Raw genomic sequence first — 24107 nt, forward strand, 5'->3', positions numbered from 1 at the left:
CTGCTGGAGGTCATCATGGTTCTTTTCAACGCTGCCGAGCTGCGTGTGGTACTCATCGAGGCGCGTTCTCACGCCTGCCCCGTTGTCCTCGTCAAGGACCAGGGCGTGTACATGCTGTCGGAAAAAAGTGACGCGCCGGCCAATGGCCAGCCGCGGCCGATCGCGTATGCCGTCGGATGCAATCCCGACACGGTGCCGTTTGACGAATGGTGGGATCGTGCCCGTGCGGAGTTTGGCGGTGACGACTTCGTCGAACATCTCGATCCGGATGATGCTGTCTTTGACCGCATCGTCAACGATGGATGGAATCTGGAAATCCGGGCTGACGCCAGCCACCTCTTTCTGAATGCCGTCCGGACGGTCGCATAGCGAGCATCTCCGCTGTTATCCGTGAAGCCCCCCCACGCTGCCCCTGTTCTCGCGAGAGACAGGGGAATTCTTTTTTCTGCGTGCCGCGTGCGCCCCGCATGGCGTCGAATATCCTAAGATAGATCGCATACCATAACAATTACGGATGCCTACGATCATGCAATGTGATCCGGCCAACCAGCAGCGCGATTCGAAACCGCGACACCATCCCGTCGCCTCATTTTCACGCCGCGTGCTGACTGTCATGCAGAACATCCCGTTATCGCTTCGAGCCGCAGATGTACGGCAAGCCGTAACATCGTTCCGGCATTGCCTTCCCGCAACCGCTGCTGGAATCGTGGTCGCACTCCTGGCCTGGTATCCGGGGCATCACATGGTTGCGCTGCTGGCACTACCCGCTGTCTGGTCGCGATTGCGTGGACGCCTGGCTGGCTTCCTGATCTGGGCGAGCTACTATCTCGCCGGCGCCCGTGACATTCCGGTCGTCTGCGAACGGTTCTTCGCGGGATACCATGAACTCACACCACGAGTTGGGTTTGCACTCGGTCTCGGTTTCTGGCTTCTGCAGGCCATCGTGCTGGCGCTTCCGTGGACGATGCTGAAACCCGGCCTCGCAACATCAACAACGAGCCGTGCGTGGCGTACGGCGCTGGCCGCACTGGTTGTCACCATTCCGCCCATCGGCATCATCGGATGGCTGTCACCGCTCCATATCGCGAGCGCACTGTATCCGGGATGGCGGCTCGCGGGGATGGCCCTTGGCATGGCCGCGCTATGCGCCATGACCATGCTGCAATTCGGCCCCAGCGTATGGCTCGCCTGCTCGGCGCTCGCGGCGCTGTCCCTGTGCGCCCAGTGGCAGTGGGTGACACCAGCCGCGCCCACCCGATGGATTGCCTTGAACACGGCACTCGGCCGCTTTGACCAGTCCAGCTATCCGTCGCTCTACACACGGACCCTGCAACTACGGACCATCGTTCAGGGTGCGTTCGAAGACGGTGCCCGGGTGGTGATCCTGCCCGAAGAGATAGCCGGTCTGTGGCGCCCCGCCTTGGCGTTATGGTGGCGTCCCGATATCGAACGCATGCGTGCGGCGGGACAGACGCTCGTGATTGGCATGGATATCGGCGCGAGCACGACACCGTTGCGGTACACCGACAGCGCCTTCGTCACGGGCGCGGGCCGCGGCCGGGTGGACAGCCGGCAACCCGTGCCGGTCGCGCTGTGGCGACCGGGCGGGCAGACCAGCGCAGTCAGGGGTGATATCGGCGAGCCCTGGCTGACAATCGCCGGCCGGCGGGCTGCGATATCGCTCTGCTACGAGGATCTGCTGTGGTGGCCGCACTGGCGCACGCTGCTGGACAGGCCCGATGTCGTGATCAGCCAGTCGAACGGCTGGTTCGACGCGGACCTGGCACTCGCGGGGATCCAGCGGCAGGGTATCGCGTCGGTCGCGCGTCTGGCAGGCGCGCCGCTTTTGCGTGCCACCAACCGGTGAACAACCCGCCAAACGGAACGCTTATTTGCGGGCGCCGTTGACGGCATCCTTGAACGCCTTGCCCGCGGTAAACTTCACCGTCTTTGCGGCAGCGATGCTGATCTCTTCGCCGGTGGCCGGATTGCGGCCCGTACGGGCAGCGCGGCTGCCCTGACTGAACGAACCAAAGCCGACCAGCTGGACGGTGTCGCCCTTGACGACCGCGTTCGTGATCGCGCCGATAACAGCATCGACTGCCTCACCCGTGATGGCCTTGCTCGCACCGGTCGACGACGCGACGGCATCAATGAGTTCCTGCTTGTTCATGTCCTGTTTCCTCTGTCGATGAATAAATGGCCGCCCGGTTTCCCACAAACGGTTACCTGAACGGCAACGGCCCTCAGCAAGCGCGTACCGTACCGCGAAGCACACGGGCTGCGCAAGCCCCGTACATGGACAACGCGAGAAAAGCGAACAGCACTTCTTCGAGGCCGGTTTGCTTTACACAACGCAATATGCCCGACGAGCTTCTTGGCACGTCCCGCATGTCCAGATCGATGTCCTATCGCAACGTATCGCGTCACCCCGCCCTTGTATCGCGTGTGACCGGCGCGCCATCGGCATCGGGCAATGTGCCCCGGCAACCCGTGCGAAACGCCGTACAGCCCCAGAAGTAGCCACGCGAACCCTTGATCCGCCGCATCGGTGCACCACAGGCCGGACACGCCACGACGATCTCCGACGTCCCGACCGGCATGCCGTCAACGACCTTGCTGCGCTGCGCGCGGATGCGCTCGACGAGTTGCCGCACCCACGCACCGAGGTCCGCCTCGAACTGCGCGAGATCGAGTTGCCCCGCTTCGATCTGCATCAGCCGGTCCTCCCATTCCGCGGTCAGGACCGGATCCGCCAGTTCGGGCGCCACCCGCTCGAGCAGCACGATCAACGCATCTCCACGCTCAAGCGGCATGATCTGCTTCTTCTGCTTCGCGTGATTGCCGATGTACCTCCGGTGAAACAGGTTTTCAATGATGCCGGCACGCGTCGCATCGGTGCCAATACCGGCCTTCTCTTTCGTGCGCATGATCTTCTTCAGTCGCTCGTCGCTGATTGCGCGATCGACCGACTCCATCGCGGCGAGGAGCGTGCCCTCCGTATAGCGCTTCGGCGGCTTCGTCTGCCGCCGCTCGACGTCGCAAGCGACATTCGGTGCAGGCTGGCCCTCCCGGACGACAGGCAGTGCAGGCGCTTCGTTCCCTTTCGTTTCTTCATCGGCATCGGGTGCCGTCTTGCCCTTCCCAACCTCCAGTACTGTCCGCCATCCTGACGTCGTGGGTGTCGTGCCCGTCACCCGGAAAAGCTCACCTTCGCAGGTCAGCTCAATCACGGTACGCAGATATTCGTAATCGCCGAGAAACTGCGCGAGATACCGGCGGCAGATCTGGTCGTAGACGATGCGCCAATTCTGCTGAACGCCGACAACCTGACTGCGCTGTTTGCCGTCGGAATGATCGCGTGGTGTGCAGTGATCCTGGCGTCATTGAACGCGCGGCCGGGGCTGTCGAGCGTAGCCTCGTCCGCGAGAGGCCGCAGCGTTGCATCGACCGACGCGATCGCAGAGAGGGTCGTCGGGGCACCCATGAACATCGACGCGGGCAGATACTCGCAGTCCGTGCGCGGATAGGTCGCCACCTTGTGGACTTCATAGAGCGCCTGGCAAGCATCAAGCACAGCGGCCGCTTTCAGACCGTACCGGGCCGACGCCTCGCGCTGCAGGCTGCCGAGACTGAATGGCAGCGGTGCGAGCTCGCGTTCAGGTGTCGTCTCCACGCGCCCGATCCGTCCCGCACGCCCCCGCACACGTGCAGCAACCACCTTCACCTTCGCTTCATCTGTCGCGTGCCCCGCGTCACCTGCCAGCGTCGGCGGCACGACCCATTGCACCGGTACTTCCGTTTCGGCGAGACTGAAGACCGCGCGAAGCTCGTAGAAAGTCTTCGGGATAAATGCGCGGATCTCACGCTCGCGACGCACCACCAGCGCCAGTACCGGCGTCTGGACACGGCCCACATGCCAGGTACCCTCGCGCCCGCCGCTACCGAAGGCCGACGTGAGCGCCATTGTCAGATTCATGCCGGCGAGCCAGTCGGCGTGCGCGCGACCCCGACCGGAAAAATACAGCGGCAGCGTCTTCGCGCCGGGCAGCAAATGAGCCAAAGCCTTGCGTATGGACGCGGCGTCCATCGCCGAGAGCCACAGCCGCGAAACCGGTCCGCTGTAGCCCGCGATCTGCATCACCTCACGCGCGATCACCTCGCCCTCTCGATCCGCGTCTGTGGCAATGACGATGTCCTGGGCTTGCCGGATCAACCTCACGACAATGTCGAACTGGGTCTTCACAGATGGCTTGACCTGCACCGCCCACTGCCGGGGAAGGACCGGTAGCAGATCGAGATTCCATCTCGCCAGTGCGAGCACATACTGCTCCGGCTTCGCCTGCTCGACGAGGTGGCCGATGCACCAGGTCACCGTCACATCGTTCCCGGTGAACGCACCGATGATGCGTCCACGCGCACAGACGTGCGGCGCCAGATCCTTTGCCTGGGACGGCTTTTCGCAGATGAACAGCTTCATGCAGACCTCCGGATGGACAAGGTCTGCTCCCCTGGTCACGCGCGCCACCCGAATCGGGCGTTGTCATTTCCCGTTTACCGAAGCCAGCTTTCCCGCGTCTTCAGCATCACCCATTATTTAATATGGATTACATATTATTTTTTATTTCCGCCCCTCCCGACGTCTGTCATCGCGTCTTCTGCGGCCTCGATGAAGGCGGCCGCTGCCGTGGCGACGATCGCGTTGCCGTAGGCGCGCAGTCGTCCCACTCGCGCGGGAGCGCCATGAGCCAGCGGGAATGTGCCGGGCTCAACTGGCCGGAAGCGGCCGTCGCGGCATCCGATCCAGTCAGCATCCTGCCAGAAGCCGTTAACCGCAGCGGGAGCATGGCAAGCGCCTGCTCGCGGATCGCCACCAGCCCGGCGGAATTGCCGGCCGCGCTGCGGCCGTTGTGCGCGGGCGCAAGACTTGTCGGCGTGGCCCATCCCGCCGGGCTGAGCGTCATGCCATTGCCCTGCCCGGTAATGGCGAGCATCGCCGCCGCACACAGATCCTGTGGCCCGCCCCGTCGCGCTACCTCGGCCAGCGCGCCCGCGAGTGACCGGACGTTCTTTGCGGCTAGCGCGGCGGTCGGTGTCGGCCACGCCGCGAGCATGGCGAAGTCGTTCAGGTTCGACCCGTGGCGCGTTGCGTCTGCCGTCCCCGCGACCCCCGTCGCTCGTTTGGCTTGTCCGCCGCCGCTTGCATCGCTCGTCTGCAGGGTGGGCCACGACGCGAGTTTCGCCATCCACGCGAGATCGACCTGACGCTTGCGGCCGTCCGGCGTTTTGCCGGTGGGCGACATCTGCCCGCCCTTCGGCGTGCGTCCGCCGTTCGGACAGGTGGGTGTCGGCCACCAGGCGGCGAGCTGCGCGACCATCTGCAGGTCGGTCAGCGATACGCCCATGCGCGCGCCGCGGGCGACAGCGCGACGCTTGCGCGCGAGGAATGCCTCCGGCGTGCCGTTCGCCTGCTGCGCGAGCGGCGTGGGCCACGAACCACAGCCGCTGCCGGATGTGCGGCGCACCGACGCTCGCAGCGCAGAGATCGACCGCCCCGACGGCGTAGCCCGCTCCTTCCAGGTCAGCGTGAACAAGGTCGAGCCACTCAAGGCCGTCGCGGCTTGCAACCTGTTCGCCAAACACGACGCCAGGGCGACACTGCGCAATGAGACGGAACCATGCGGGCCAGAGATGCCGTTCGTCCGCGAATCCGAGTCCGCGACCCGCTGCGCTGAACGGCTGGCACGGACAGCTGCCGGTCCAGACCGGGCGACCATCCGGCCAGCCGGCAAGGCGCAGGGCGTACGACCACGTTCCGATGCCGGCAAAGAAGTGGCACTGGTCGTAGCGGGCAAGTTCCTGCGGCGTGACATCGCGGATATCCCTTTCATCGACGTCGCCTGGCGCGATCAGCCGGGCCGCGATCAGGTTGCGCAGCCATTGCGCCGCATACGGATCGTGTTCGTTGTACCAGGCGGTCATGGCGTATCATCTTCCGGCCCCACCTGCGCGAGACGTTCGCGCTGCAACGAGTTGTAGGCAGCGTTGAGTTCGCAGCCCACGAAATGACGCGCGAGGCCCACGGCCGCCTCCGCCGTTGTCCCGCTGCCCATGAATGGATCGAGCACCACGTCACCGGGTCGGCTGCCCGCCAGCACGCAACGCCTCGCGATCTCCAGTGGCATCACCGCGAAGTGCGCTCCCCGATAGCCCCCCGGCGCGACAAACCAGACGTCGCGCATCATCACCGGCCGCGTGGCCGCCTGCACGTCCCTGGCCCATCGTTCGTTGAACCCGGCGTGCTGGCGCGAGTGCCCGCGCTGTTTGTCTGCAACGACTTCCCTGCGGCCATCCCGGGTCGTCCAGTGCTGGCCGCCACGGCTCCCGGCGACAGCCCGCATCGGACGCGCGGCGCGCGCCCCGCCGTTTGCGCGATGGCTGCCACGTTGCGCCTGCACATCCTGCGCAAGACGCACGAGCGTCGACTCGCGCGGGGGCGTCCTGATCGCATCAAAATCGCTGTAATAGCGCGCTCGTCTTGACAGGAGGAACACGTACTCGTACGAAGAGGTCGGACGATCGGACTGACTGCCCGGCATGCCATTGGGCTTTGCCCAGACAATCGCCGAACGCAGGTACCAGCCATCGTCGCGCAGCGCGAACGCCAGCATCCAGGGAATGCCGATCAGGTCCTTCGCCTTCAGGCCAGGTGGCACCGCGCTGGCACGACCCGCGACACCCTGAGCCGGTCCATGCTTGTGGCCACCGAGCGTGCTGGCGGTTTGCCACGGGCGATTCGCCGCATAGCTGTCGCCAATCGACAGCCACACCGTACCGTCCTCTGCAAGCAGCGCACGGACATGCCTGAACACATCAACCATCCGGTCCACGTATTCGCGCGGTGTGCGTTCCAGGCCGAGTTCATGCTGTCGCGCTGGCGCACTGTCCGGCAGATACGATCGTAGTCCGTAATAAGGTGGGCTTGTCACCACCGTCTGTACGCGTATCCCGTCCGCCGCCATGCGGGCCATCAGCATGCGGCAGTCGCCAAAGTGGCAGGCGTCGACCCAACGGACGGCTTCCATCACACCACCTCGCCATCGATGTAGCAGATTTTCCCCGAGGCGACGCATGACCACGCCGCGCCATCACGGGAACGAATTTCGACGTGCGCCGAATGCGTCAGCGGGATGGTCAGCCGAAAAATCCGTATGCACCAGCCATGAAACTGCGCAGCATACGGCCCCTCCCGGGACGCCTCGAGACCCTCCTGCACCAGCGCCCGCAACATCCTGAGTTCCTGCGCGTCCGGCCACACCGGACACCTCACGTTCGTCAGCTCCACGTTATCCTCCTGCAGGGTCGTCGCGCACGGAGCGCGTGTTGAATCACCCGTGCGCGCAATGAGCAACGTGGACTACCGGGTTGCGGAACCCGATGCGCGACGCGGCCGCCGGCCAGCTGGCTGCTCCGGTGCGCCGGAGGTTTCCCCTGTCGCGTCGCCCTGCGGTCGCTCGGGCTCTGATCGGGCAACGTCAGCGGGATCATCGTCCGGGCTGCCCGGGGCCGGGGCGCCATCCTGGGTCTGATCACCCGCATCCCGTGGCTGGCGAGGCCGGTATACGACCTGCTCAATGCGCACGAGATTCAGGGAGATGGATTCCGCGTCGATGTGGGCACCGGCATCGGCCTCGTTCTCGCGGGTGATCCAGGGACTGACGTAAAGATCGCCCCGCACGACGACGCTGGCGCCGGTGCGGATGTGCTGGAGGACGCGTTCGGTCAGACGCTCGTTCCAGACCGTCACGTCAACGGGAAAGGTGCGTCCGTCGCGCTGCTCCAGCGTGCCGTCCTCGAGGCGCCGGTAGCTGGCCGACATGACGCGCAGTTCGACAATGCGACGCGTACCGCCGGCCGTGTTGACCTGTTTCATCATCGGCGACGCCAGCACGTTACCGACCAGTTCTGCGTAGATACCCATAGCGGACTCCGTTCATCAGGATGGCCCCGGTGAATCGAACGCGCTGTCCACCGCCTGTTGTTGTCAAGGGCTGCTCTGCGTCAGCCTGAGGGGTCCGCGGTTGTCGCATCAACGAACGTCGGCACGCAGGTCAGGTGTCGTCGCGTCGACGGACCTTGACCGTGCCGTGCTCCAGATACATCGCGAGCTGGCTCGCCGCATAACGGAACACGGATTCGAGCGCGTTGAGCTCCTTCGCGCGCGACTGGCATTGCTGCAGGTAAGCGCGTAGCGGTGCCGGTATCCGGCTGAAACAGGACTGCACCCGTGAGTACGGCACCGCATGCGGCTCGCCGCGCAGGAACCAGTCGAGACGGTGGCGTGTCGCGCCGCTTGCCAGCGCAATGCGCGCGCACCGCAGCGAGGCATCGAGCCCCGCTTCGCTGCTCTCGCGTGCCAGCGCCTGCATCTCGCCCACGGTCTCTTCAAGCCAGTGCTCGTAGGTACGAAGCAGCACGCGAAAGGCGCTGCGTCCAGCCACCTGGGCCACGGGCAGCAACAAGGTCGCCTCCCCCTTACCCTTAAAGGCCTTTAAACGTCGATCCAGAGGCGGAAACCGGTTCGTCATTGCCGCAGCCCTCGCATCATTGCACCAGTGCGTCTGCCGCAGCTTTCGCGTCGACGGTATCAGCGTCGTCGCCGGACAGCGGGACACTGTCGAGCAGACGCAGTTCCGCGTCCGAGAGCCGGTTCACGCGCCGCCGGCTGTGCCGCGGCTGCCGCTCGCCGGTGAAAACGTCGCGCGGGATGGCCCCAAGTAGCGCCCTCGCCGCTTCGACCCGACGCATTGCGGCAGTGTCTGCACCCGGCAGGAAGTCGTGGCGCGCAAGCGGCAGCATCTCGGGACGGGTGAGCGCGCGCTGGCAGTGGACCGCGAAATGGAACACCGACAGGCACCGGTGTTTCGCCGAGCCAATCCGTCGCTGCCCGTCTGCGGAGGCCAGCAGGTCGCGCAGCACCGCCGAGCGGATCACGCGCACCAGGTAATCGAGTTCCACGAGCAGCATGACGACCATGTAGCCATAGGGTGACGTGAAGCCCAGCGATACGTTCGCCGGTTCACGCGACTGCAGGATGGTGTAGTCCAGTCCCTTCTGCCGTGCCGCATCGAGCAGCGCCCTGGCATGTTGCAGTTCGAGTTCACCAGCGCGCCGGATACCGGCGATGCGCTCCGCGATCTCGACGAGCTTCCAGTCCGCGTACGGATTGTCGTTACCCGACAGCGACCAGAGCGCACGCAATGCGGCAGCTACACGCCGGCCACCCGCCATCGGGTGCCCTGCTTCGCCCGGCGAGACGGTGCGCCCAAGAAAGAGGCGCATGGCATCGCGTGTATGCAGGTGCATGCGATCGCCGCCCTCGCTCGTGAGCTGCCCGATACGCGTGATCTCCAGCGCCTGAGCGGTCGGCACAACCGGGTCGGCCGACTGTCGCAACGCGTCTCGCGCCTGCGCGTCACGCAGTGCTTCCTCACGCTCAAGGAATAGCTGGTAGCGGCCGAACAGCGGATCGGCCGGGTCCGGGTCGTCGGACGCAAGAAGCTGCGCCAGCGTGTAGCGCTCCGCCTCGATGTCGTAACCGTCGGGAAACGGCGACGCCGCCGAGCGCGCGAAGGCGTCAAGGGACACGTCGACCGGGATTGTTTCGCTGCTCATGAGCGGGTCCTCCTCACGGGAATCGGGTGGTCGGGCAAGGCGTGCCGGTCATCGGCCGCACGTGTTACCCGGGGTAACACGTCGGGTTGACGCGCGGTCGCCGGATCTGCTGTGTTACCCCGGGTAACACAGCAGATCCGGCATGCGCAAAGCAGATCCGGTCCGCCAGCGATGTTGTTACCCCGGGTAACACGTGCGGCAGGCGAGACAGAAATGGTCCGGTCACACACGGCGGGCTCCAGCGCCACGCTGGCCGAGGTGTGCGCGCAGGCTGGCCAGATGAGCGCGGGCAATGTCCGGAGGCGTGACCCGCGAGTCGCCAGGATCCGGATCGCGATGAGCGCGTCCCGAGCGCTCGCGAGCCTCGGCTTCACGGTACGCGCGCGTGGCCACGAACTCACCGGCCAGATACCGGCGCACGAGTTCACCGATGTAAGCAACAGGAAACCGGACTGTCTGATGCCGATGACCCGCTGCCATCTCATCGAGCAGCAGTTGCCGGTCGCGCACGGGAACCCTTGCCAGGTACTGGCAAACGGGGCCACGTTCCGCTGCACTGACGACCGAAGGCCAGGTCAACGCGCTAGCGCCTGGCTCTAGCGCGCGCTCAACGCCGTCGTTTAGAAAACCCACGCCCACATCCGCCCGCGTGCCAGCCAGCAGGCGCAGCCATCCCGACGTGATCGCACCGGTGGGTGTTGTAGTCGAATATGTAATCCTCTTATACGCGCGCGCGTTGGGACCGTACGTTTGCTGCCAACGGTAACGGACCAAACCCGCCGACGGTAACAGCACATCCCGCGCGACCGCAGGTCGGCGAATTCTGGTCGGCGAAATTCCGATGGCGGCAACAACGCGCAGGGGGCATTCAGGCGGTGGCGAAGTTGCGCTATCCGCCCTGTTACCCGGGGTAACAGCAGGCAAGACGTCCGTGAACGGTAGCGGAGGAATGCGGATCGCGTCCGCGGCGCTGGCGATCGTCGTTGGCGATGGGTTCGGTGAGCGCGCGGCGAATTCGTCCAGCAACGCGTGCAACCGGACGGGGTCGATCTGGCTCCACAGGCGTGTACCCCGCCCCGCGTATCGGACCTCGCGCAATATGCCCATCTGCCGGAGCCGCCGCTTTGCGTTGTCGAGCTGACGCCGGTTAATGCCGGTGGTGCGGTTCCACTCCCACGCCGTTAACGCAAACCAGATGCCCTGCCGGTCCGCTGTCTGCCGCTGGACCTGGATCATGCGCGAGAGTACAAGGCCCGCGTTGAAGCTGCCGGTGAGGTCAACGAGTGCACGCCTGAACGGCACCACAGGCCCGAGCAGCTCCCTCGCTGCGGACTCGTCCTCACGCATCGCCTCGATACTCATCGGCAGTCGGCGAACAAATGTGCAGCACCCGTCAATCAGCTCGGACATCAGCGGCACGTTGATCCGGTAATGCAGGCAGGCGGCGCGCCCGCCCCGCCACTCCGACACCAGGTTCAGATTCCGCAGGCGCGCGCGGGCGCCCTCCTGTTCGTCGCGCGAGAGGCCGGTCTCAATGCGCCAGTGTTCACGTGTCTTGTGAATCCAGCCGCCGTTCTCGCCGACGTCCCGTCCTCGCCGTGTCCAGTAGACCATCTGCGAAAGCAGCATCGCATCCTTCGGATGCCCGGTGATACGCGCGAGACGTGTACCAAAGGCGATCGGACGAAAGGGTTTCAGGCGCAGCCACAGGTCCTCGAAGTGATTCAGGTAGTCGGCTGCGCTCATGAGCGGACTCCCGATGCCACAGCGGTTCCCTTTGCTGACGGATCATCAGGCCGCCGGGGCGGCCACGGAATGCCGGCCGTTCGCTCCTGCGCGCGGCGCCTGATCAACGCGAGCAGCTCCGGCCAGCGGATGCGCAACCCGTCCACATGCGTCGCGCGCGGGCTATGTTCGACGAGTCCCTGATCGAGAAGTACGCGAAGCGCTGCAGTCTGCTGGGAGGCGGGAAGTGCGATACGTCGTTCGATATCTTCCGGCGCGACGGTGATCCAGGCGCCGGGGACGGTCGTCTCGCTCTCGATCGCCGAGAGTTCAGTCAGTAATGCACCGGCTACGAAATCCTCGCAGGCCTCAACGAAACACCGGTCGATGGCGATCGGCGCGTCGAGCATCGAGAGCAGCATGTGGGTCTGCGCGGGCGGCAGGCCGGGTGAATCGTCCCACGTCTTGCCGGGTAGCAGATTTCCTTCGGGGTCAACACGCATGTCAAACATCGCACGGCTCCTTGCTGATCGTTGAAGACGGACAGTCAGAAGCGCGCTGCTCCGGCCCGGCATCGAGCGCGGAGAAAATCGTGGCCAGTGTGTACCGGCCATCGTAGTGGTCGTGAATCGCGAGATACCGCTCGCGGGCGTCCGGTATGCTGGAGCAGTCCCGCCACGTTTCAAGCATTGCATCGAGCTCGGCACCAGTTAACCCGCGTGGCTTGGCCGGCGCCATCACGCCGAGTTGCCGCCGCAACTGCGTCACCCTCGAACGTGTGGCGGTCCGGAAAAACCGGCGGATCATCGGCAGGCTCGCCTGCGCCCGGACAAATCCGGCGAGCAGTGTCTCATCCCGCCACTGCCGCTCGATCAGTTCGCACCGCCGTGCGAGATGATCCGGGTCGAGAAAGAGCCGTATCGTGCCCGAGGAAATCAGGTCCTCGATATGTTGCGCGGCGCGGGGATCGCCAAGCACGCGGGCGACGACGCGGGGAACAGCGACAGCAAAGTCACGGCTCGCGCCGTTGAGTGTTTCACATGAAACTTCGTTTTCCTTATTGTTCGGACTGGTCCAGTGCATTCCATCGCGGGCGACGCTTGCCACAAGCAGCAGCAACGTCATGTGCTGTAGCGGGGAATATGGCAGCAGCATGAGATGATCGCTCATCGACGCTCTCCCCTGCGCAGCAGTGCGTCTGCGTCCAGTTCGGTCCAGCGTGGTGGCAGGAACCGGGCAGGATGCCTTGCGCGGAATCCGCGTGCGATCCCGACCAGTTCCAGATACCGGCCGCCAATCTCGCTGGCAGGATTCAGTGCCGTGTCGAAGAAGAGATCGAACCGGTCCGCAAGCAACGGTTCGCCGATGTGCGTGTCGCACGCGTCCGACCAGCGTTCCTCGCCCCCAGTGATTTCACCGAAACGCGTTCCGGGCGGCAGGTGTGTCAGCCCGCAGGGCGTGTTCTGCCGCGACAGGTTCACCAGCCACCACCAGCCCACGTACCGACGGTAACCTGTCTCGTGCTGCCTGGCCTGCGTATCGAGTGGTGGATCGGTCTGCTCGGGGTCGGGCAGATCCACCATAAAACCATAGGGCAGTTCCGGAGCATCGCACAATGTGTTCTCGAGACCGCACAGCGTCGCGAACGCGCGGATATCGCGATGCAGATCGACAAGATCATCCCGCGCTCGAATCTCGGCAGGCGCCTCGACCAGAGACCCATCCGCGTCGGGCGCCAGGACCGCTTCATCCGCAACATTCCCATCGCCTTCGTTTGCATCACCGTTTGCGACCGTCGCGGAAAATCGCGCGGCCTCGGTCTGTGCAAACGTTGAAGATGAGCTCGCATCAGCGTCGCCGCCGCTTGACGCATCGGAGGCCCGCTGTGCTGTCTCCACTGCCCGAGCCGGCGGTTCCACCGGAGGTCGGTGCGCAGGCTTCGTCATCGCACTCATGCCGACGGCGGTCTGGCCAGCAGCTTCGCGAAGCTGCTGTGGTGAAATTTCAGGCTCACGTGCCAGCAGCACGAGCAAAGGTTTCACGGCGGTTGCCGGTATGCCCAGCGCAACGGCACAGTGTCGCTGCAGGCTGTCCACGAGGGCGTCCGTGTCGAGCATACGCTCGTGCGTCGAGCCGGGGCAGGCTCCGGGGTCTAGCCCAAGACCGAAACGCTCCAGCGCCACGTTGACAGCCTCACGCTGCAACCAGTCATCATCATGTTCAAACCTGCGCGCGAGCCGCGCCAGGGCGCCGATCGCCGGTTGAATCACGTCGACCACGTTGCGGCGGCTAAGCAGTAGGGTTGCCGGACCGAGTGCGGCCAGCCGCTGCGTCGCGAATTGGAACAGCGAGAGCAGCACGTGACTGACCGGAGCCCCATCTTCAGCAAGCAGACGGGCAAATTCGCGCAGCGACAAGGTGACGCCCCGTTCCTGCTCCAGATCGGCCTTCAGCGCAAGGTAGCCGGCCGCCTTGTCCCAGAAACACAGGTCCGCACGCTGTTCGTTTTCCCTGAGGTGTGCCGCCAGGAGCTTCGCTTCACCTGGATAGGGGATATACAGGAAGTCCCGGTACAGGAACCGCGGATCCTGCGCCTCCGAGTACAACACCTGGGCTGCCGTCAGCCGCGAGTTACCACCTTTGGCGACCACATACCGGCTCTCCGATGGTCGGCGCGTGACGGTCACGATCTGCTCGATGCCGTTGATCCGGATCGATTCCTTCAGTTCGGCGATGCGGTCCGGTGAAGCCCGCCGGGGATTGCGCTCGAACGTCGTGACCTCCATCACCTTGAGCCGGATGGTCGATACCAGCGCGACCTCGCCGGTACGTGGTCCGGGGGCTCCAACGCCAAGCCTGAGCGCAGCCCGCTCTACCTTGTCACCCTCATGATCACCACCTGACCAGTCGTGCGGGAGCTCCGTGTGTGGCAACCTGTTCACGCTACACGCTCCAGCGGCGCACGATTTCGCACTTCATGGGATGGGACGCCATGACTGCCATCGGCGTACCGCCCGGTCAGCGCGGGGAACAGTTCCCAGGCCAGCGCGTGCATGACATTCCACGCCGAACGCGGGAACGACCTCCGGCGATCGAATTCATGCACCGGAATGCGGGACATTGCGGCGCCCGCATAGGCCGCGGCCGATGGTACGACCGTGTCGAGCACACGCACCCTCGGCCCGGCGCCGAACTGCGCGCGGAGCGTCTGCGTGAGTACGCGGGCGTTGACGGTCCTTTCGTGCGCGTTGATCAGCACGAAAAGGTCGCCGGAACGGAACGATGCGCCAAAATCCGAGAGCCGGTTGAGCTCATCGAGCATCGCCACGGTGCCAGACGCAAACTCGCCCGCACTGAGTGCGTCAGGCTTGACCGGGGACACCATGTAGTCCGCCGCCATCGCTGCGGACTTCTGCAATTCCCCCACCGCGCCCTGCGTATCGATCAGCACCACATCGTACGACTCCAGCACCGGACTGCGCATCGCACGACGCATGATCATCAGACGGTCCTCGCGACGGTTGAGCCAGGACTGCAGGCCTGCGTCTGCCGTGTCGGAGTAGATCAGGTCCAGATTCGAGAAGATCGTGCGACTGATACAGTCCCCCGACGGGTTGCCCCCGGAGGTCACCACTGCGGTCAGACCTCGCGGTGAACGGTAATGGACGGGAAAGAACCTGCTTAGACTCGGCTGGACATCTGCATCGATCTCGAGGACCTTCATGCCGAAGGCTGCGAGCAGGCCGCCCAGGTTGGCGGCGACGGTCGTCTTACCGACGCCGCCCTTGGTGGAAACGAAGGAGATAACGACCGGCACGGTGGAGGTTCCAGTGCAACATCATGAATTAAACTCAGGACTCGCGTGTTGGGGTACAGCGTGATAAAGCGATGTCTGGTAGAGGTGGCGCTTCTGCCGGCGACGTCTCACCGGCCTCAGCCCGCATCATTTGCGACGCGATCCACCTCTCGAATTCGTCGATCGGGAAGAGTCGCCTCCGTCCGATGCGGATGGACGGAGGCATCGGTTGCCCTAGCGTCAACCGGTTGCGCGCGGTGGCTGGCGCGATATGCAACTCGCGCGCAATCTCCTCCAGCGTATAGAAGCGCGTCACCGTGAGGACCTCCCTGCAGCACAACACATGCACGACCTGTCCATTAACTACCCTGCTGGTCCAGGCACGTCCAGACTTGTCCAGTACTCAATGATGCCTATAATTAAGGCACGAATTTACTCTAGAAACGCAGGACAGACATGTCAAGCACTGTTGGTCCCGACGAATATCATCAACGCCTCGCGCAGGTCCGTGAGTACCTCGAACTCTCCCAGGAAAAGATGGCCGGGCGTCTGGGTACATCACTGCGCGCCTATGCAAATTACGAGCGGGGCGAGCGCGCCATACCCATCGACGTTGTACGTGCCCTGCACGAACAGTGTGCAGTGGATCCCGTGTGGCTGCTCACCGGCGAAGGGGCGATGCTCCTCGACCGCGATGTGCGCTACCGTCTTGACCAGCGGACACTCGACGCCGTCATGGCGACCGTAGAGCGGATCGAAAAAAGGCTGCAATCACCACTCGCAACAAAAAAGAAGGCCCGGCTCATCGGGCTGCTGTACGAACAATGTCGGCTTCTCGGCGAGGACGCCGACGACATTCTCAGCGATGCGCGGATCGACCGTCTGACCCGGGCGTCACGTTGACGTGAGCGACGCGCAAAAATACTAAACAAAGGTCAGAAAGCCTCCTTGGCGGGCTAATCTTCACACGTGACTGTTGATCGCGTATGCGAAGAATCTGGTCGCATCGCGTATCCGCCGTGGGGAAGAACATGGGTCGTCTGCACGAGGTGCGAAAGGAAATCGAACAACTCTGCGACGAGATTGAGCGCGACGCCCTGCGCTCGTGCCACCGTTCCGAAACCAGCGACGAGGTCACACCGGCTCCGCCCGTCCATATTCACGTGGTCGTGCCCAGCAACATATCCCGCATGCGCATCAGGATCTCACTTCAACAGGGCAACCTTAAAAAACGCCGCTAGCGCCCCGTGCCGCACTCCCACGTCTGTCGACTACCCTCCACCGTCGCCATTTGACCACCGACCCTCGCATGCATCGGAGGGTGCGTCTACGATCGTCAACCGATCCCACCCGGAAAATACCCGCAATGCTGATCTTCACGATCACGACAGGTTCGTTGTCGCGCCGCAGCTGTCAGAAAGTAAAATTCATTCGCATTCCCTGGCAAATCGATGACGAACAGAGCCGGCCAAAATACGAGAGCTTTGTCTCATGTCGGCGTTTTCAGTCCCGCCGTGTTTCGTGTTATCAGGCTGCACAGGCTCGTGCTTGACTCACCGATCCGGGATTCAGGCCACCGCGACGTGCCTTCCTGCATTCCGATTGCAGCGTCTGAACGCCGTGCAAATTTGCTGAACAGGCTGTACGACCTCCGCTCGTTTCCTAAGATGAAAGTCCCGTGCCGCCGACCGCACGCGATGCGTCGGCCGCAGTATTTACAACTGGTTCCCAGGCGAGGTTGCTCATGACGAATCGCGCTGTCATCCACGACCAGGACCTCATCCGGTCCGCCTTCCCTGGATGGAATGCCATACATCAGGCCATGACCGCACCGAATGGTTTGCGGGTGCTCGCGGATATCGTCTTCGACTGGCTGAGCATCGTGGGCGCGACGTTTCTGTTCCATCGCTTCGGATGGTATTGTGCTCCGGCCATCATCGCATGGATCGGCAACCGGCAGCGGGCGCTGGGCAATCTCCTTCACGACGCCGCTCATCGAAACCTTGCGACTTCGCCTGAACTCAACGACGCACTCGCCAGGCTGTTTATTGCGCCCCCGCTGTTCAACAGTCTGGCCGTTTATCGTGAGTCGCATGCCCGCCACCACGCATGGCTTGGCGACCCGCAAGCGGACCCCGACTACATCGATGTGTGTCCAGCGTCCGCAAATCGCTGGTGGCAACCGTACCTTGCAGTCCTGATAACGCCGCGCACGTGGGCAGCTTCCATCCTCGGACACCTTCACTCCCGAAAGGCCACGCTCTCGCAGAAAGCCGGCGTTCTGCTCTGGTGGATGTTCGTGTTGGGCGCCGTGATGCGTCTCGCGGGGCCCCACCTGGCGACCGCATTCTTCGGCCTGTGGATAGTGGCCAGGGCCACCGCGTTCCACCTGATTACAACCTTCCGCGAATTCTGTGACCACTTCGGCCTACGTCCCGGCGGCGTGTTCAACTACACGCGCGACGTCTCGTCACGCAGCGTCTGGCGATGGATTATTCATCCACGCAACAATGGCTACCACCTGACGCATCATTTGATTCCCGCGGTGCCCTATCATCGCCTCCCCGAGGCACAGCGCAGATTGCTCGAGGTGCCGAACTTCGCTAGCACAGCAAGAATATGCCATTCGTATTTTTCCGGCCCCGATGCGGTGGTTCGGGAGTGGGCACTTCACACAGGAGAAAAAACGTGAATACCCGCCCAGGCGCAATTCGTGTTGCCGCCCTCCTCGTGTCGGCAAGCTGTGGAATCGCTTTCCTGCTTGGCTCGGGAGAAATGGCCGTGCATTCCGGTATGGCGGGCAGTCTCTATGCAATCGTGACGGCATTTGGCATGTTCGCGTTGGCGTTCATCGCACGAAAGCTCTGGCACGGCGGCGTGCCGATCTGGGACGTCCTTGGAAACCAGTATGGTCCAGTCGTACGGAGAGCCGTCGCGGTTCTCTCGGTTGTCTGGATGTCCGGGGTGCTTGCCGCGCAGATCCACGGCAGTGTCGCCGTGCTGTCGACCGCAGGAGTCACGACATACCCCTCGGTCCTGGTCACCGCCGTCGCCTTGCTCGCTATTTCATCCATTGAGCTCGGCGTTGCCGCCCTCTTCTTCACGGTAGGCTTGCTCGCCAGCAACCTGATATTGCTGCATGCTCTCGTCACGTCGGGGGGGCTTCCGGTGTACCTCTACGCGTGGCCGTCGTTCATCCACGAGGTACAGTCCGCTCCTCCTGCCGCAACATTTGCCACAGTGATCTCCATCGGATTCCTCGTGATCACCGGATCTGACTATCAACAGTTCGTCATCGCAGCGCGTCGACCTGTTGATGCCTGGCTGGGCTGCATCCTCGCCGGCTCCTTTCTTGTCGCTGCCGGATTTTTGCCCGCCGCGACGGTCGTGGCGGCGTTGCACAGCGGAAAACTGGCTGGCCTGACTGACTACGCCAGTGCGATCCCCTGGATCATGCTGCACACAGGCACGCGCGTGGGCCCGGTCTGTCTCGGCGTGATCATGCTGGCAGCACTCGGATCTGGAACGGCTCTGACGCGTGCGATGGGCACCGCACTGATGGATTTACACCCTCTCACGCGCCATCACCCGATCGCCTGCCGTGTCCTGATTTTAGTGCTCTGTTCGATCATTGCCATCGACGGCCGGCCGATCGTTTCAACCATCATCTCACTGAACGCCATCTATATCTCCGCGGTAGGGATGCTGTTTATCTTCGATCAGGCCGGACACCGGGTTACGCCACGCTATGCCTCAGCGATGATAATCTCCGGCTCCACGGTTGCGTTGCTCACGGCAACACTGTCATGGACGCATGTCATCAGCGTCCCCGGTTGGATGGTTCTGGTGACGGGACCGCTGGCCTCCGCCTGTCCGCTGCTGGTGCATTATTTCGCCCCTGGCGAACGAGGTCTTCGATCGTAACCAGACTCAGTTGCCAGCGCCGGCCGCATGAATCTCCTGGACAAGACTGCGTCGGGCGTGTTCCATGACCAGTGTGGTGATCTTCGCGAGGGGCTCAGGCTCCGATTCCCAGTGATGCCAGTAAAGCTCGAGCAGGAGACTGTGTCCCGGCGTAAGTTCGACTAATTCACCCGATTCCAGCAGCGCGCCGATCTGCATCTCTGGCACCAGACCGTAGCCGAGACCGTTCAGGATCGCGTTCAGCAACGCGGTTGGCGACGGGAAGTAATGCTTCCGGTACCTGGCGACGTCCACCCGGAAGAACGTCGAGAGAAATTTATCGTGAATCGCATCCTTGCGATCAAACAGTATCGCCGGAACGTCCAGTATTCCTGGCAGCGTCATGCCCTTCGGCAGGTGCGTCTCAACAAATTCGGGCGTCGCGACACAGCGGTAGCGCATCCCTCCTGCAAAGTCAGCCTGGAATCCTGTGCGCGGCTCTCGCTGTGTCGAGATGCAACCTTTAACATCACCGCGGACCAACGCAGTCACTGTGTGATCCTGATCGTCGACAAGTATCTCCAGCCCGATATGCTGAACAGCAAGTTCCCAAGAAACCGGCTCGAACCAGGTCGCAAGTGAGTCTGCATTGACGGCGACAGCAATATTCACGGGTGGGAATTTTCCAGGCTTGATGATCCGGAAAGCCTCCTCCTCGAGCAGGCGCACGGCCATGATGTAGCGAAGAATCGCTTCGCCAGCGTGAGTCGGCATCACCGTCGGCTCACGCAATAGCAGCGTCGCACCGACAGCGCTCTCCAGGTTCTTTACCCGTTGAGACACGGCGCCTGGCGATATATGGAGCACTGCTGCCGCTTTCCTGAAGTGCTGGCAATCCAGGACCGTTGCAAATGTTTCAAGCTGCTGCCGATCCAACATGCGAGGCCCCTTCAAAACCATGAACCAAAAAACACATAGGATGCCTAAAACCGATGTGGGAAGCTGCTTATCTACGATTTTTCCTGCTAACCTGTTCGTTGTTTCGACTGCGAGAGGACATGGCCAGACAGAATGCTCGACGACGACCCATGGGTACCATCGAACCGTTATTGACCCCGCCCAAAAACGTCGGCGCTCATGGCATCCCGCGCGCGAGCTGCTCGACAATCGCACCGTACTGCCGAGGTTCCTTTTGATCCTTAATGACTGGTCTGCCATAGGATCTCTTACCAAAAGAAATTGAACTGTGGCAGCGATACGAGCTGCTACTTGCGCGCTTCCGTACGGCCGACCAGATCGACTGGTCCCGGATCATCGCCGACCTCTCCTCAAACCGCGCCATGGGCACGAGTCAAACACGGGACCCAACTCCACAAACCGCGAGTGACCAACTTCAAAGCACTGCCTCGTCACCGAAGCGCGCAGGCCATCCAGCTTGGGGTGACCCTGAACGGCGCTAAGGACCACGATGTCACGCAGCTTCACGCGCTGGTTGATGCATTCCCGCCGATCGTCGGCAAACACGGCAGAACACTATCGAACCAGCAGATCGTTTAGAGCGAAGGAGGCTACGATCACAACAAACATCTATAACATGCTGCCTGCATTGCAACTGAAATAGCGCAGCACGGCAAGCGCTCACCGCAGCGCTCTGGGCAAAACCCACTCTGTCGTATAACGGACCGGCTCGTGGCCTCACCACTTCCGTCGACTGCGTATCCGCTTCGGCCGCCTGACTGTCATCCACGAAGCTTTCTGAAACCGACCTGCTGCATCGTCTGCTGACGACAGTTCCAAAAGCTCATTTTGCTTACACCTCTTAGTGATTCACGACGACGCGGGGCAATCAGTCGCAGCGCGATCGCATACGACCGCCCCCCGCATAACAGATCCTCATCGCATCATTCTAATCGGCCTGCGAATCACGCGGGAAACATCGTGACGAACGTTTGTTGGGTACTCGCCCTCCGTATTCTCACGCACGATCCAGAAGTCGATCTCGCCAGGTTTGCGATTGGCGAGCGGCGATGGAACGCCTTCAAAAAGGCGAGCCGGACGCAAATTGATGTACTGATCAAACTCGCGTCGAAATTTGATCAGCGAACCCCACAGCGAAATGTGGTCGGGCATGCCCAATGCGAACGGACCGGCGTCCGTCGTGCCGGCGTCGGCGGCAACGAAATGGGGGTGGCACGCCATCGCCTTGCGCAAGCTGTCTTCCGGGACGCCAATGCCGAGCATCCCGCTCGCGGCAATAAACCTGCATTCCTTCATGTTGTCTCCATCCGGGCGAAGAATGGCCCGGTAGGAGCAAGTGTCGATGTATGTGGCATCTTCAGTCAATCTCGACGATAATTGTCGATATATCGACTTACACCTCGCACCTCATGGCAAACGAAACTCCCGTACCGCTGGGCTCCAGCGATGGCCTCTACATGACGGCCGAGGAAGCCGCAAGCGCGCTTAACGTCAGCGTGCCGACGCTTTACACCTATGTCAGCCGAAAGAACATTCGCGCACACAAGACTCGCGGTAGTCGGGTCAGCCGCTACCTTCGCTCGGATATTGAACAGATCAAGTCGGGGATCGCGCCTGCCTCTGCGCGCGACACAGCACCGGGCCTTACAGGTTCGTCGGCTATTACGTTGATGACGGAGGCTGGCTCCTTCTATCGAGGTGTGAGTGCAATTGACCTGGCAGAGGAAGCTACGTTGGAGGACGTTGCCAGACTGCTTTGGGACGCCGGCGACTTCGACCCCTTTGACGCCCCTGCGACGTCGCTCCCCCCGCATAGTGATGCACTACCCAAAGCCTGTGCGAGCTATGCCGCGCTGGACCGCGCCATCATGCTGCTCCCCGCTGTCGAGGGAGCCAATCCTCGTGCCCATGACCTCGGCAAGCAAGGTTTTCTTCGCTCCGGAGCAGATGTCTTGCGCTGGTTTGCTGCCTGGATGCTGGGAGAATCAGTTCCCGCGAAGTCGCCGTTGCATCGCTACATCGGTGCGACAACTAAATGCGGGGCGAAACTTGAGGATGCGGTACGCAGGGTGCTCGTTCTTTCGGCCGACCAGGCGCTGCATCCCGCGACTTATGTCGCTCGCGCGGCTGCCAGCACGGGCGCGACGCCCTATCGCTGCGTGATTGCCGGCCTCTCAGCCGTCACAGGCAGACGCTTACCGGCTGTTCGGGTCGCGGCGCTGTCCCGCTTTCTGGCCGAAATTGATACTGCTTCCGATACAACCGAGCCAGTTAGGATTCGCGTGCGTGAGAGCGAAGACATTCCTGGGTTTGGCTACTCGCCATTCAATGCTCCAGATCCACGGTCGGCGGCGCTGTGGGCGTCTTTGCGCGTTCTGTTGGCCGCCGACCGAAACTTTGCACGCTTCGAACGCGCCATCGACCTTGCTGTTGATCTTACAGGACAGCAACCGGATTTCGCCTTGCTGGCGGCCTACGTGAACCGGCGCATCGGCGCCGCACCGGACGCGAATCTTGTGCGGCTAGGGCGCATCGCTGGATGGGTGGCGCATGCATGGGAGCAGCAAAACGAGGCTCCTCTTGTGCGGTGGAAAGTCAACTACAACGGGGTTCTGCCACGTTGACATATATATCGACAATTTCAATCGATATTGACAGCTTACCCCTTGAATCGTATGGTCAGCCGTTATTTGAGTTCAAGGAAACAGCATGGGCAAGCGGTGGATACATCGGCCGGAAGGTTCGAACTGGGGTGATTTCGGTGAAGCGGATCAAATTGGGAGATTGAATCTTCTGACGCCGGAAAAGGTCAGGGAGGGCCTTGCGGAGGCAAGGGAAGGTATAACGTTTTGCCTGAGCCTGCCGCTTGACTACCCCGGAGGTAATGTCGCCAATCCTCGACGACACCCGCCCCGGCTGTTCGGTGCGATGCATGGTGGCCAGTGCTTTCACAACCATTCGCGACTTGTACCGGGTACTGAGCGGCAGTCGGTCGTCTGCGACGACGCTGTGCTGCTCTCCACTCAGTACTCGACCCAATGGGACAGCCTTGCGCACGTAGGCGCCAAATTTGATGCGGACGGCGATGGCGTCGACGAGGTCGTCTACTACAACGGATGGCGCGGTGGGGAAGACATCGTGACGCCACAGCCCCGCGAAGGCGTCGACGAATGGGCCCGCTATGAAGGCGTCAGCGCCGGGCCGCTGGGAATCGACACGATGGCCACCACATGCGTGCAAGGGCGTGGCGTAATGGTCGACCTGTTCGATCGCTTTGGCCGCGAACACCACCGCGTCGGTTATGACGAACTCATGCGGATTTTCGACGACGACGGAGTGGAGGTCGAAACCGGCGACATGCTGTGTTTATGTACGGGTTTTGACGAATTGCTGCTCGAAATGAACCGCGCACCAGATCCCTGGCGACTGCACAATAGCTGCGCAGGACTCGATGGATCCGACTCCCGACTGCTGCAATGGATCACGGACTCCGGTGTCGCAGCCCTCATTTCGGACAATCGCGCAGTTGAGATTCTCCCACCGCCGCCGGGCGCTGCGAGCACCATCCATGAACATTGCCTGTTCAAGTTGGGAGTGCCGCTGGGAGAGCAGTGGTTGCTCTCCCCCCTGAATCGATGGCTGCGCGAGCACGGTCGCAACAGGTTCCTACTTACAGCTCCGCCGCTGCGGTTGCCAGGGGCGGCCGGATCACCGGTCACACCTGTCGCAACAGTATAGAAGCCTATGAATTCGCCCGAAGGCCTGTTCGTTGCGGTAGACCTGCAGGGTTGTCGGGGCGTACTGAAAACTGCTCCCCAATCCTGCGAATAGTACAGGAATCAAAAAATGTCACCGGTTCTTGACCTAACCCGCCGCATTCTGAGCAGCGGGTTCTAGGAGCGGCAACCATGGGCCTTCGTGACGGCTTCGGAACAACATTCCGGCATCTCGATTCGAGTGGGGCTGGAAACCTCTCTCCGTCTGACTACCATAGTTGCGAAAGGAGAGCATGTGTGGCTATACCTCAAAC

Annotated in this window: 24 protein-coding genes and 2 pseudogenes; 9 read left to right on the top strand and 17 right to left on the bottom strand. The window is 62.6% G+C overall.

Going from position 1 to position 24107, the window contains the following annotated elements:
* Nucleotides 1–15 precede the first annotated feature (15 nt).
* Both ACFPTO_RS04425 and ACFPTO_RS04430 read left to right on the top strand, forming a co-directional pair.
* Nucleotides 16–369, top strand: coding sequence for a DUF3085 domain-containing protein (locus ACFPTO_RS04425; RefSeq protein ID WP_377709746.1), 354 nt, complete (start codon nucleotides 16–18; stop codon nucleotides 367–369).
* A 373-nt stretch (nucleotides 370–742) separates the two neighbouring features.
* Nucleotides 743–1867: a carbon-nitrogen hydrolase family protein gene (locus ACFPTO_RS04430; RefSeq protein ID WP_377709747.1), complete on the top strand. Its 1125-nt coding sequence runs from the start codon at nucleotides 743–745 to the stop codon at nucleotides 1865–1867.
* Nucleotides 1868–1888: 21 nt separating this feature from the next.
* On the opposite strand, the gene ACFPTO_RS04435 is transcribed toward ACFPTO_RS04430, so the two are convergent.
* The 15 genes from ACFPTO_RS04435 to ACFPTO_RS04510 all read right to left on the bottom strand — a co-directional run bounded on the left by ACFPTO_RS04435 (nucleotide 1889) and on the right by ACFPTO_RS04510 (nucleotide 15545).
* The gene (locus ACFPTO_RS04435; RefSeq protein ID WP_377709975.1) at nucleotides 1889–2197 is read right to left on the bottom strand and encodes an HU family DNA-binding protein; all 309 of its coding nucleotides are present in this window, start codon (nucleotides 2195–2197) and stop codon (nucleotides 1889–1891) included.
* A gap of 229 nt (nucleotides 2198–2426) precedes the next feature.
* Complete coding sequence (locus tag ACFPTO_RS04440) at nucleotides 2427–3302, bottom strand: DNA topoisomerase (RefSeq protein WP_377709977.1); 876 nt, start codon at nucleotides 3300–3302, stop codon at nucleotides 2427–2429.
* Entirely contained in the window at nucleotides 3230–4480 is a 1251-nt protein-coding gene (locus ACFPTO_RS04445; protein WP_377709749.1) for a DNA topoisomerase, read from the bottom strand. Before ACFPTO_RS04445 ends, ACFPTO_RS04440 begins: the two co-directional genes overlap by 73 nt.
* 134 nt (nucleotides 4481–4614) lie before the next feature.
* Entirely contained in the window at nucleotides 4615–5982 is a 1368-nt protein-coding gene (locus tag ACFPTO_RS04450; RefSeq protein WP_417629189.1) for a DNA cytosine methyltransferase, read from the bottom strand.
* Nucleotides 5979–7037, bottom strand: coding sequence for a DNA-methyltransferase (locus ACFPTO_RS04460; RefSeq protein WP_377709752.1), 1059 nt, complete (start codon nucleotides 7035–7037; stop codon nucleotides 5979–5981). The genes ACFPTO_RS04450 and ACFPTO_RS04460 overlap by 4 nt, the downstream gene beginning before the upstream one ends.
* A 47-nt stretch (nucleotides 7038–7084) precedes the next feature.
* Nucleotides 7085–7345: a hypothetical protein gene (locus tag ACFPTO_RS04465; RefSeq protein ID WP_377709754.1), complete on the bottom strand. Its 261-nt coding sequence runs from the start codon at nucleotides 7343–7345 to the stop codon at nucleotides 7085–7087.
* 72 nt (nucleotides 7346–7417) lie between these two features.
* Nucleotides 7418–7981, bottom strand: coding sequence for a single-stranded DNA-binding protein (locus ACFPTO_RS04470; protein ID WP_377709756.1), 564 nt, complete (start codon nucleotides 7979–7981; stop codon nucleotides 7418–7420).
* 130 nt (nucleotides 7982–8111) lie between these two features.
* Complete coding sequence (locus tag ACFPTO_RS04475; RefSeq protein WP_377709758.1) at nucleotides 8112–8522, bottom strand: hypothetical protein; 411 nt, start codon at nucleotides 8520–8522, stop codon at nucleotides 8112–8114.
* Nucleotides 8523–8604: 82 nt separating this feature from the next.
* On the bottom strand, nucleotides 8605–9675 hold the full coding sequence (locus tag ACFPTO_RS04480; RefSeq protein WP_377709760.1) for a PFL_4669 family integrating conjugative element protein: 1071 nt from the start codon (nucleotides 9673–9675) through the stop codon (nucleotides 8605–8607).
* A 222-nt stretch (nucleotides 9676–9897) separates the two neighbouring features.
* A complete protein-coding gene (locus tag ACFPTO_RS04485) occupies nucleotides 9898–11421 on the bottom strand; it encodes a hypothetical protein (RefSeq protein ID WP_377709761.1) in 1524 nt (507 codons plus the stop codon).
* A complete protein-coding gene (locus tag ACFPTO_RS04490; protein ID WP_377709763.1) occupies nucleotides 11418–11912 on the bottom strand; it encodes a hypothetical protein in 495 nt (164 codons plus the stop codon). Before ACFPTO_RS04490 ends, ACFPTO_RS04485 begins: the two co-directional genes overlap by 4 nt.
* Entirely contained in the window at nucleotides 11905–12570 is a 666-nt protein-coding gene (locus ACFPTO_RS04495; protein ID WP_377709764.1) for a hypothetical protein, read from the bottom strand. Before ACFPTO_RS04495 ends, ACFPTO_RS04490 begins: the two co-directional genes overlap by 8 nt.
* A complete protein-coding gene (locus ACFPTO_RS04500; protein ID WP_377709766.1) occupies nucleotides 12567–14342 on the bottom strand; it encodes a ParB N-terminal domain-containing protein in 1776 nt (591 codons plus the stop codon). Before ACFPTO_RS04500 ends, ACFPTO_RS04495 begins: the two co-directional genes overlap by 4 nt.
* A complete protein-coding gene (locus tag ACFPTO_RS04505; protein WP_377709767.1) occupies nucleotides 14339–15217 on the bottom strand; it encodes a ParA family protein in 879 nt (292 codons plus the stop codon). Before ACFPTO_RS04505 ends, ACFPTO_RS04500 begins: the two co-directional genes overlap by 4 nt.
* A gap of 34 nt (nucleotides 15218–15251) precedes the next feature.
* Nucleotides 15252–15545 (bottom strand): helix-turn-helix transcriptional regulator, encoded by a 294-nt coding sequence (locus tag ACFPTO_RS04510; protein ID WP_377709769.1) that lies wholly within the window; start codon nucleotides 15543–15545, stop codon nucleotides 15252–15254.
* Between the two features lie 107 nt (nucleotides 15546–15652).
* Between ACFPTO_RS04510 and ACFPTO_RS04515 the strand changes: the two genes are divergently transcribed.
* From ACFPTO_RS04515 to ACFPTO_RS04530, 4 genes are all read left to right on the top strand, one after another.
* Entirely contained in the window at nucleotides 15653–16099 is a 447-nt protein-coding gene (locus ACFPTO_RS04515) for a helix-turn-helix domain-containing protein (RefSeq protein ID WP_377709771.1), read from the top strand.
* Between the two features lie 128 nt (nucleotides 16100–16227).
* A complete protein-coding gene (locus tag ACFPTO_RS04520) occupies nucleotides 16228–16437 on the top strand; it encodes a hypothetical protein (RefSeq protein ID WP_377709773.1) in 210 nt (69 codons plus the stop codon).
* Nucleotides 16438–16940: 503 nt separating this feature from the next.
* Nucleotides 16941–17888, top strand: a complete 948-nt coding sequence (locus ACFPTO_RS04525) for a fatty acid desaturase family protein (protein ID WP_377709775.1) — start codon at nucleotides 16941–16943, stop codon at nucleotides 17886–17888.
* Complete coding sequence (locus ACFPTO_RS04530) at nucleotides 17885–19120, top strand: sodium:solute symporter (RefSeq protein WP_377709776.1); 1236 nt, start codon at nucleotides 17885–17887, stop codon at nucleotides 19118–19120. Before ACFPTO_RS04525 ends, ACFPTO_RS04530 begins: the two co-directional genes overlap by 4 nt.
* A gap of 6 nt (nucleotides 19121–19126) precedes the next feature.
* Here the strand turns inward: ACFPTO_RS04530 and ACFPTO_RS04535 are convergent, their stop codons facing one another.
* Nucleotides 19127–20038, bottom strand: coding sequence for an HTH-type transcriptional regulator ArgP (locus ACFPTO_RS04535; RefSeq protein WP_377709778.1), 912 nt, complete (start codon nucleotides 20036–20038; stop codon nucleotides 19127–19129).
* Between the two features lie 320 nt (nucleotides 20039–20358).
* On the opposite strand from ACFPTO_RS04535, the pseudogene ACFPTO_RS04540 reads away from it, so the two are divergent.
* Nucleotides 20359–20884: pseudogene (locus tag ACFPTO_RS04540) on the top strand (IS5/IS1182 family transposase); the annotation flags it as partial.
* A 171-nt stretch (nucleotides 20885–21055) separates the two neighbouring features.
* Here the strand turns inward: ACFPTO_RS04540 and ACFPTO_RS04545 are convergent.
* A pseudogene (locus ACFPTO_RS04545) lies at nucleotides 21056–21229 on the bottom strand (isocitrate/isopropylmalate family dehydrogenase); the annotation flags it as partial.
* A 194-nt stretch (nucleotides 21230–21423) separates the two neighbouring features.
* Between ACFPTO_RS04545 and ACFPTO_RS04550 the strand changes: the two are divergent.
* Entirely contained in the window at nucleotides 21424–22701 is a 1278-nt protein-coding gene (locus ACFPTO_RS04550; protein WP_377709780.1) for a citrate synthase family protein, read from the top strand.
* A gap of 85 nt (nucleotides 22702–22786) precedes the next feature.
* The gene (locus ACFPTO_RS04555; protein ID WP_377709782.1) at nucleotides 22787–23815 is read left to right on the top strand and encodes a cyclase family protein; all 1029 of its coding nucleotides are present in this window, start codon (nucleotides 22787–22789) and stop codon (nucleotides 23813–23815) included.
* Nucleotides 23816–24107: the final 292 nt, after the last annotated feature.

Source organism: Paraburkholderia denitrificans (genome assembly GCF_042655705.1).
Lineage (GTDB): Bacteria > Pseudomonadota > Gammaproteobacteria > Burkholderiales > Burkholderiaceae > Paraburkholderia > Paraburkholderia denitrificans.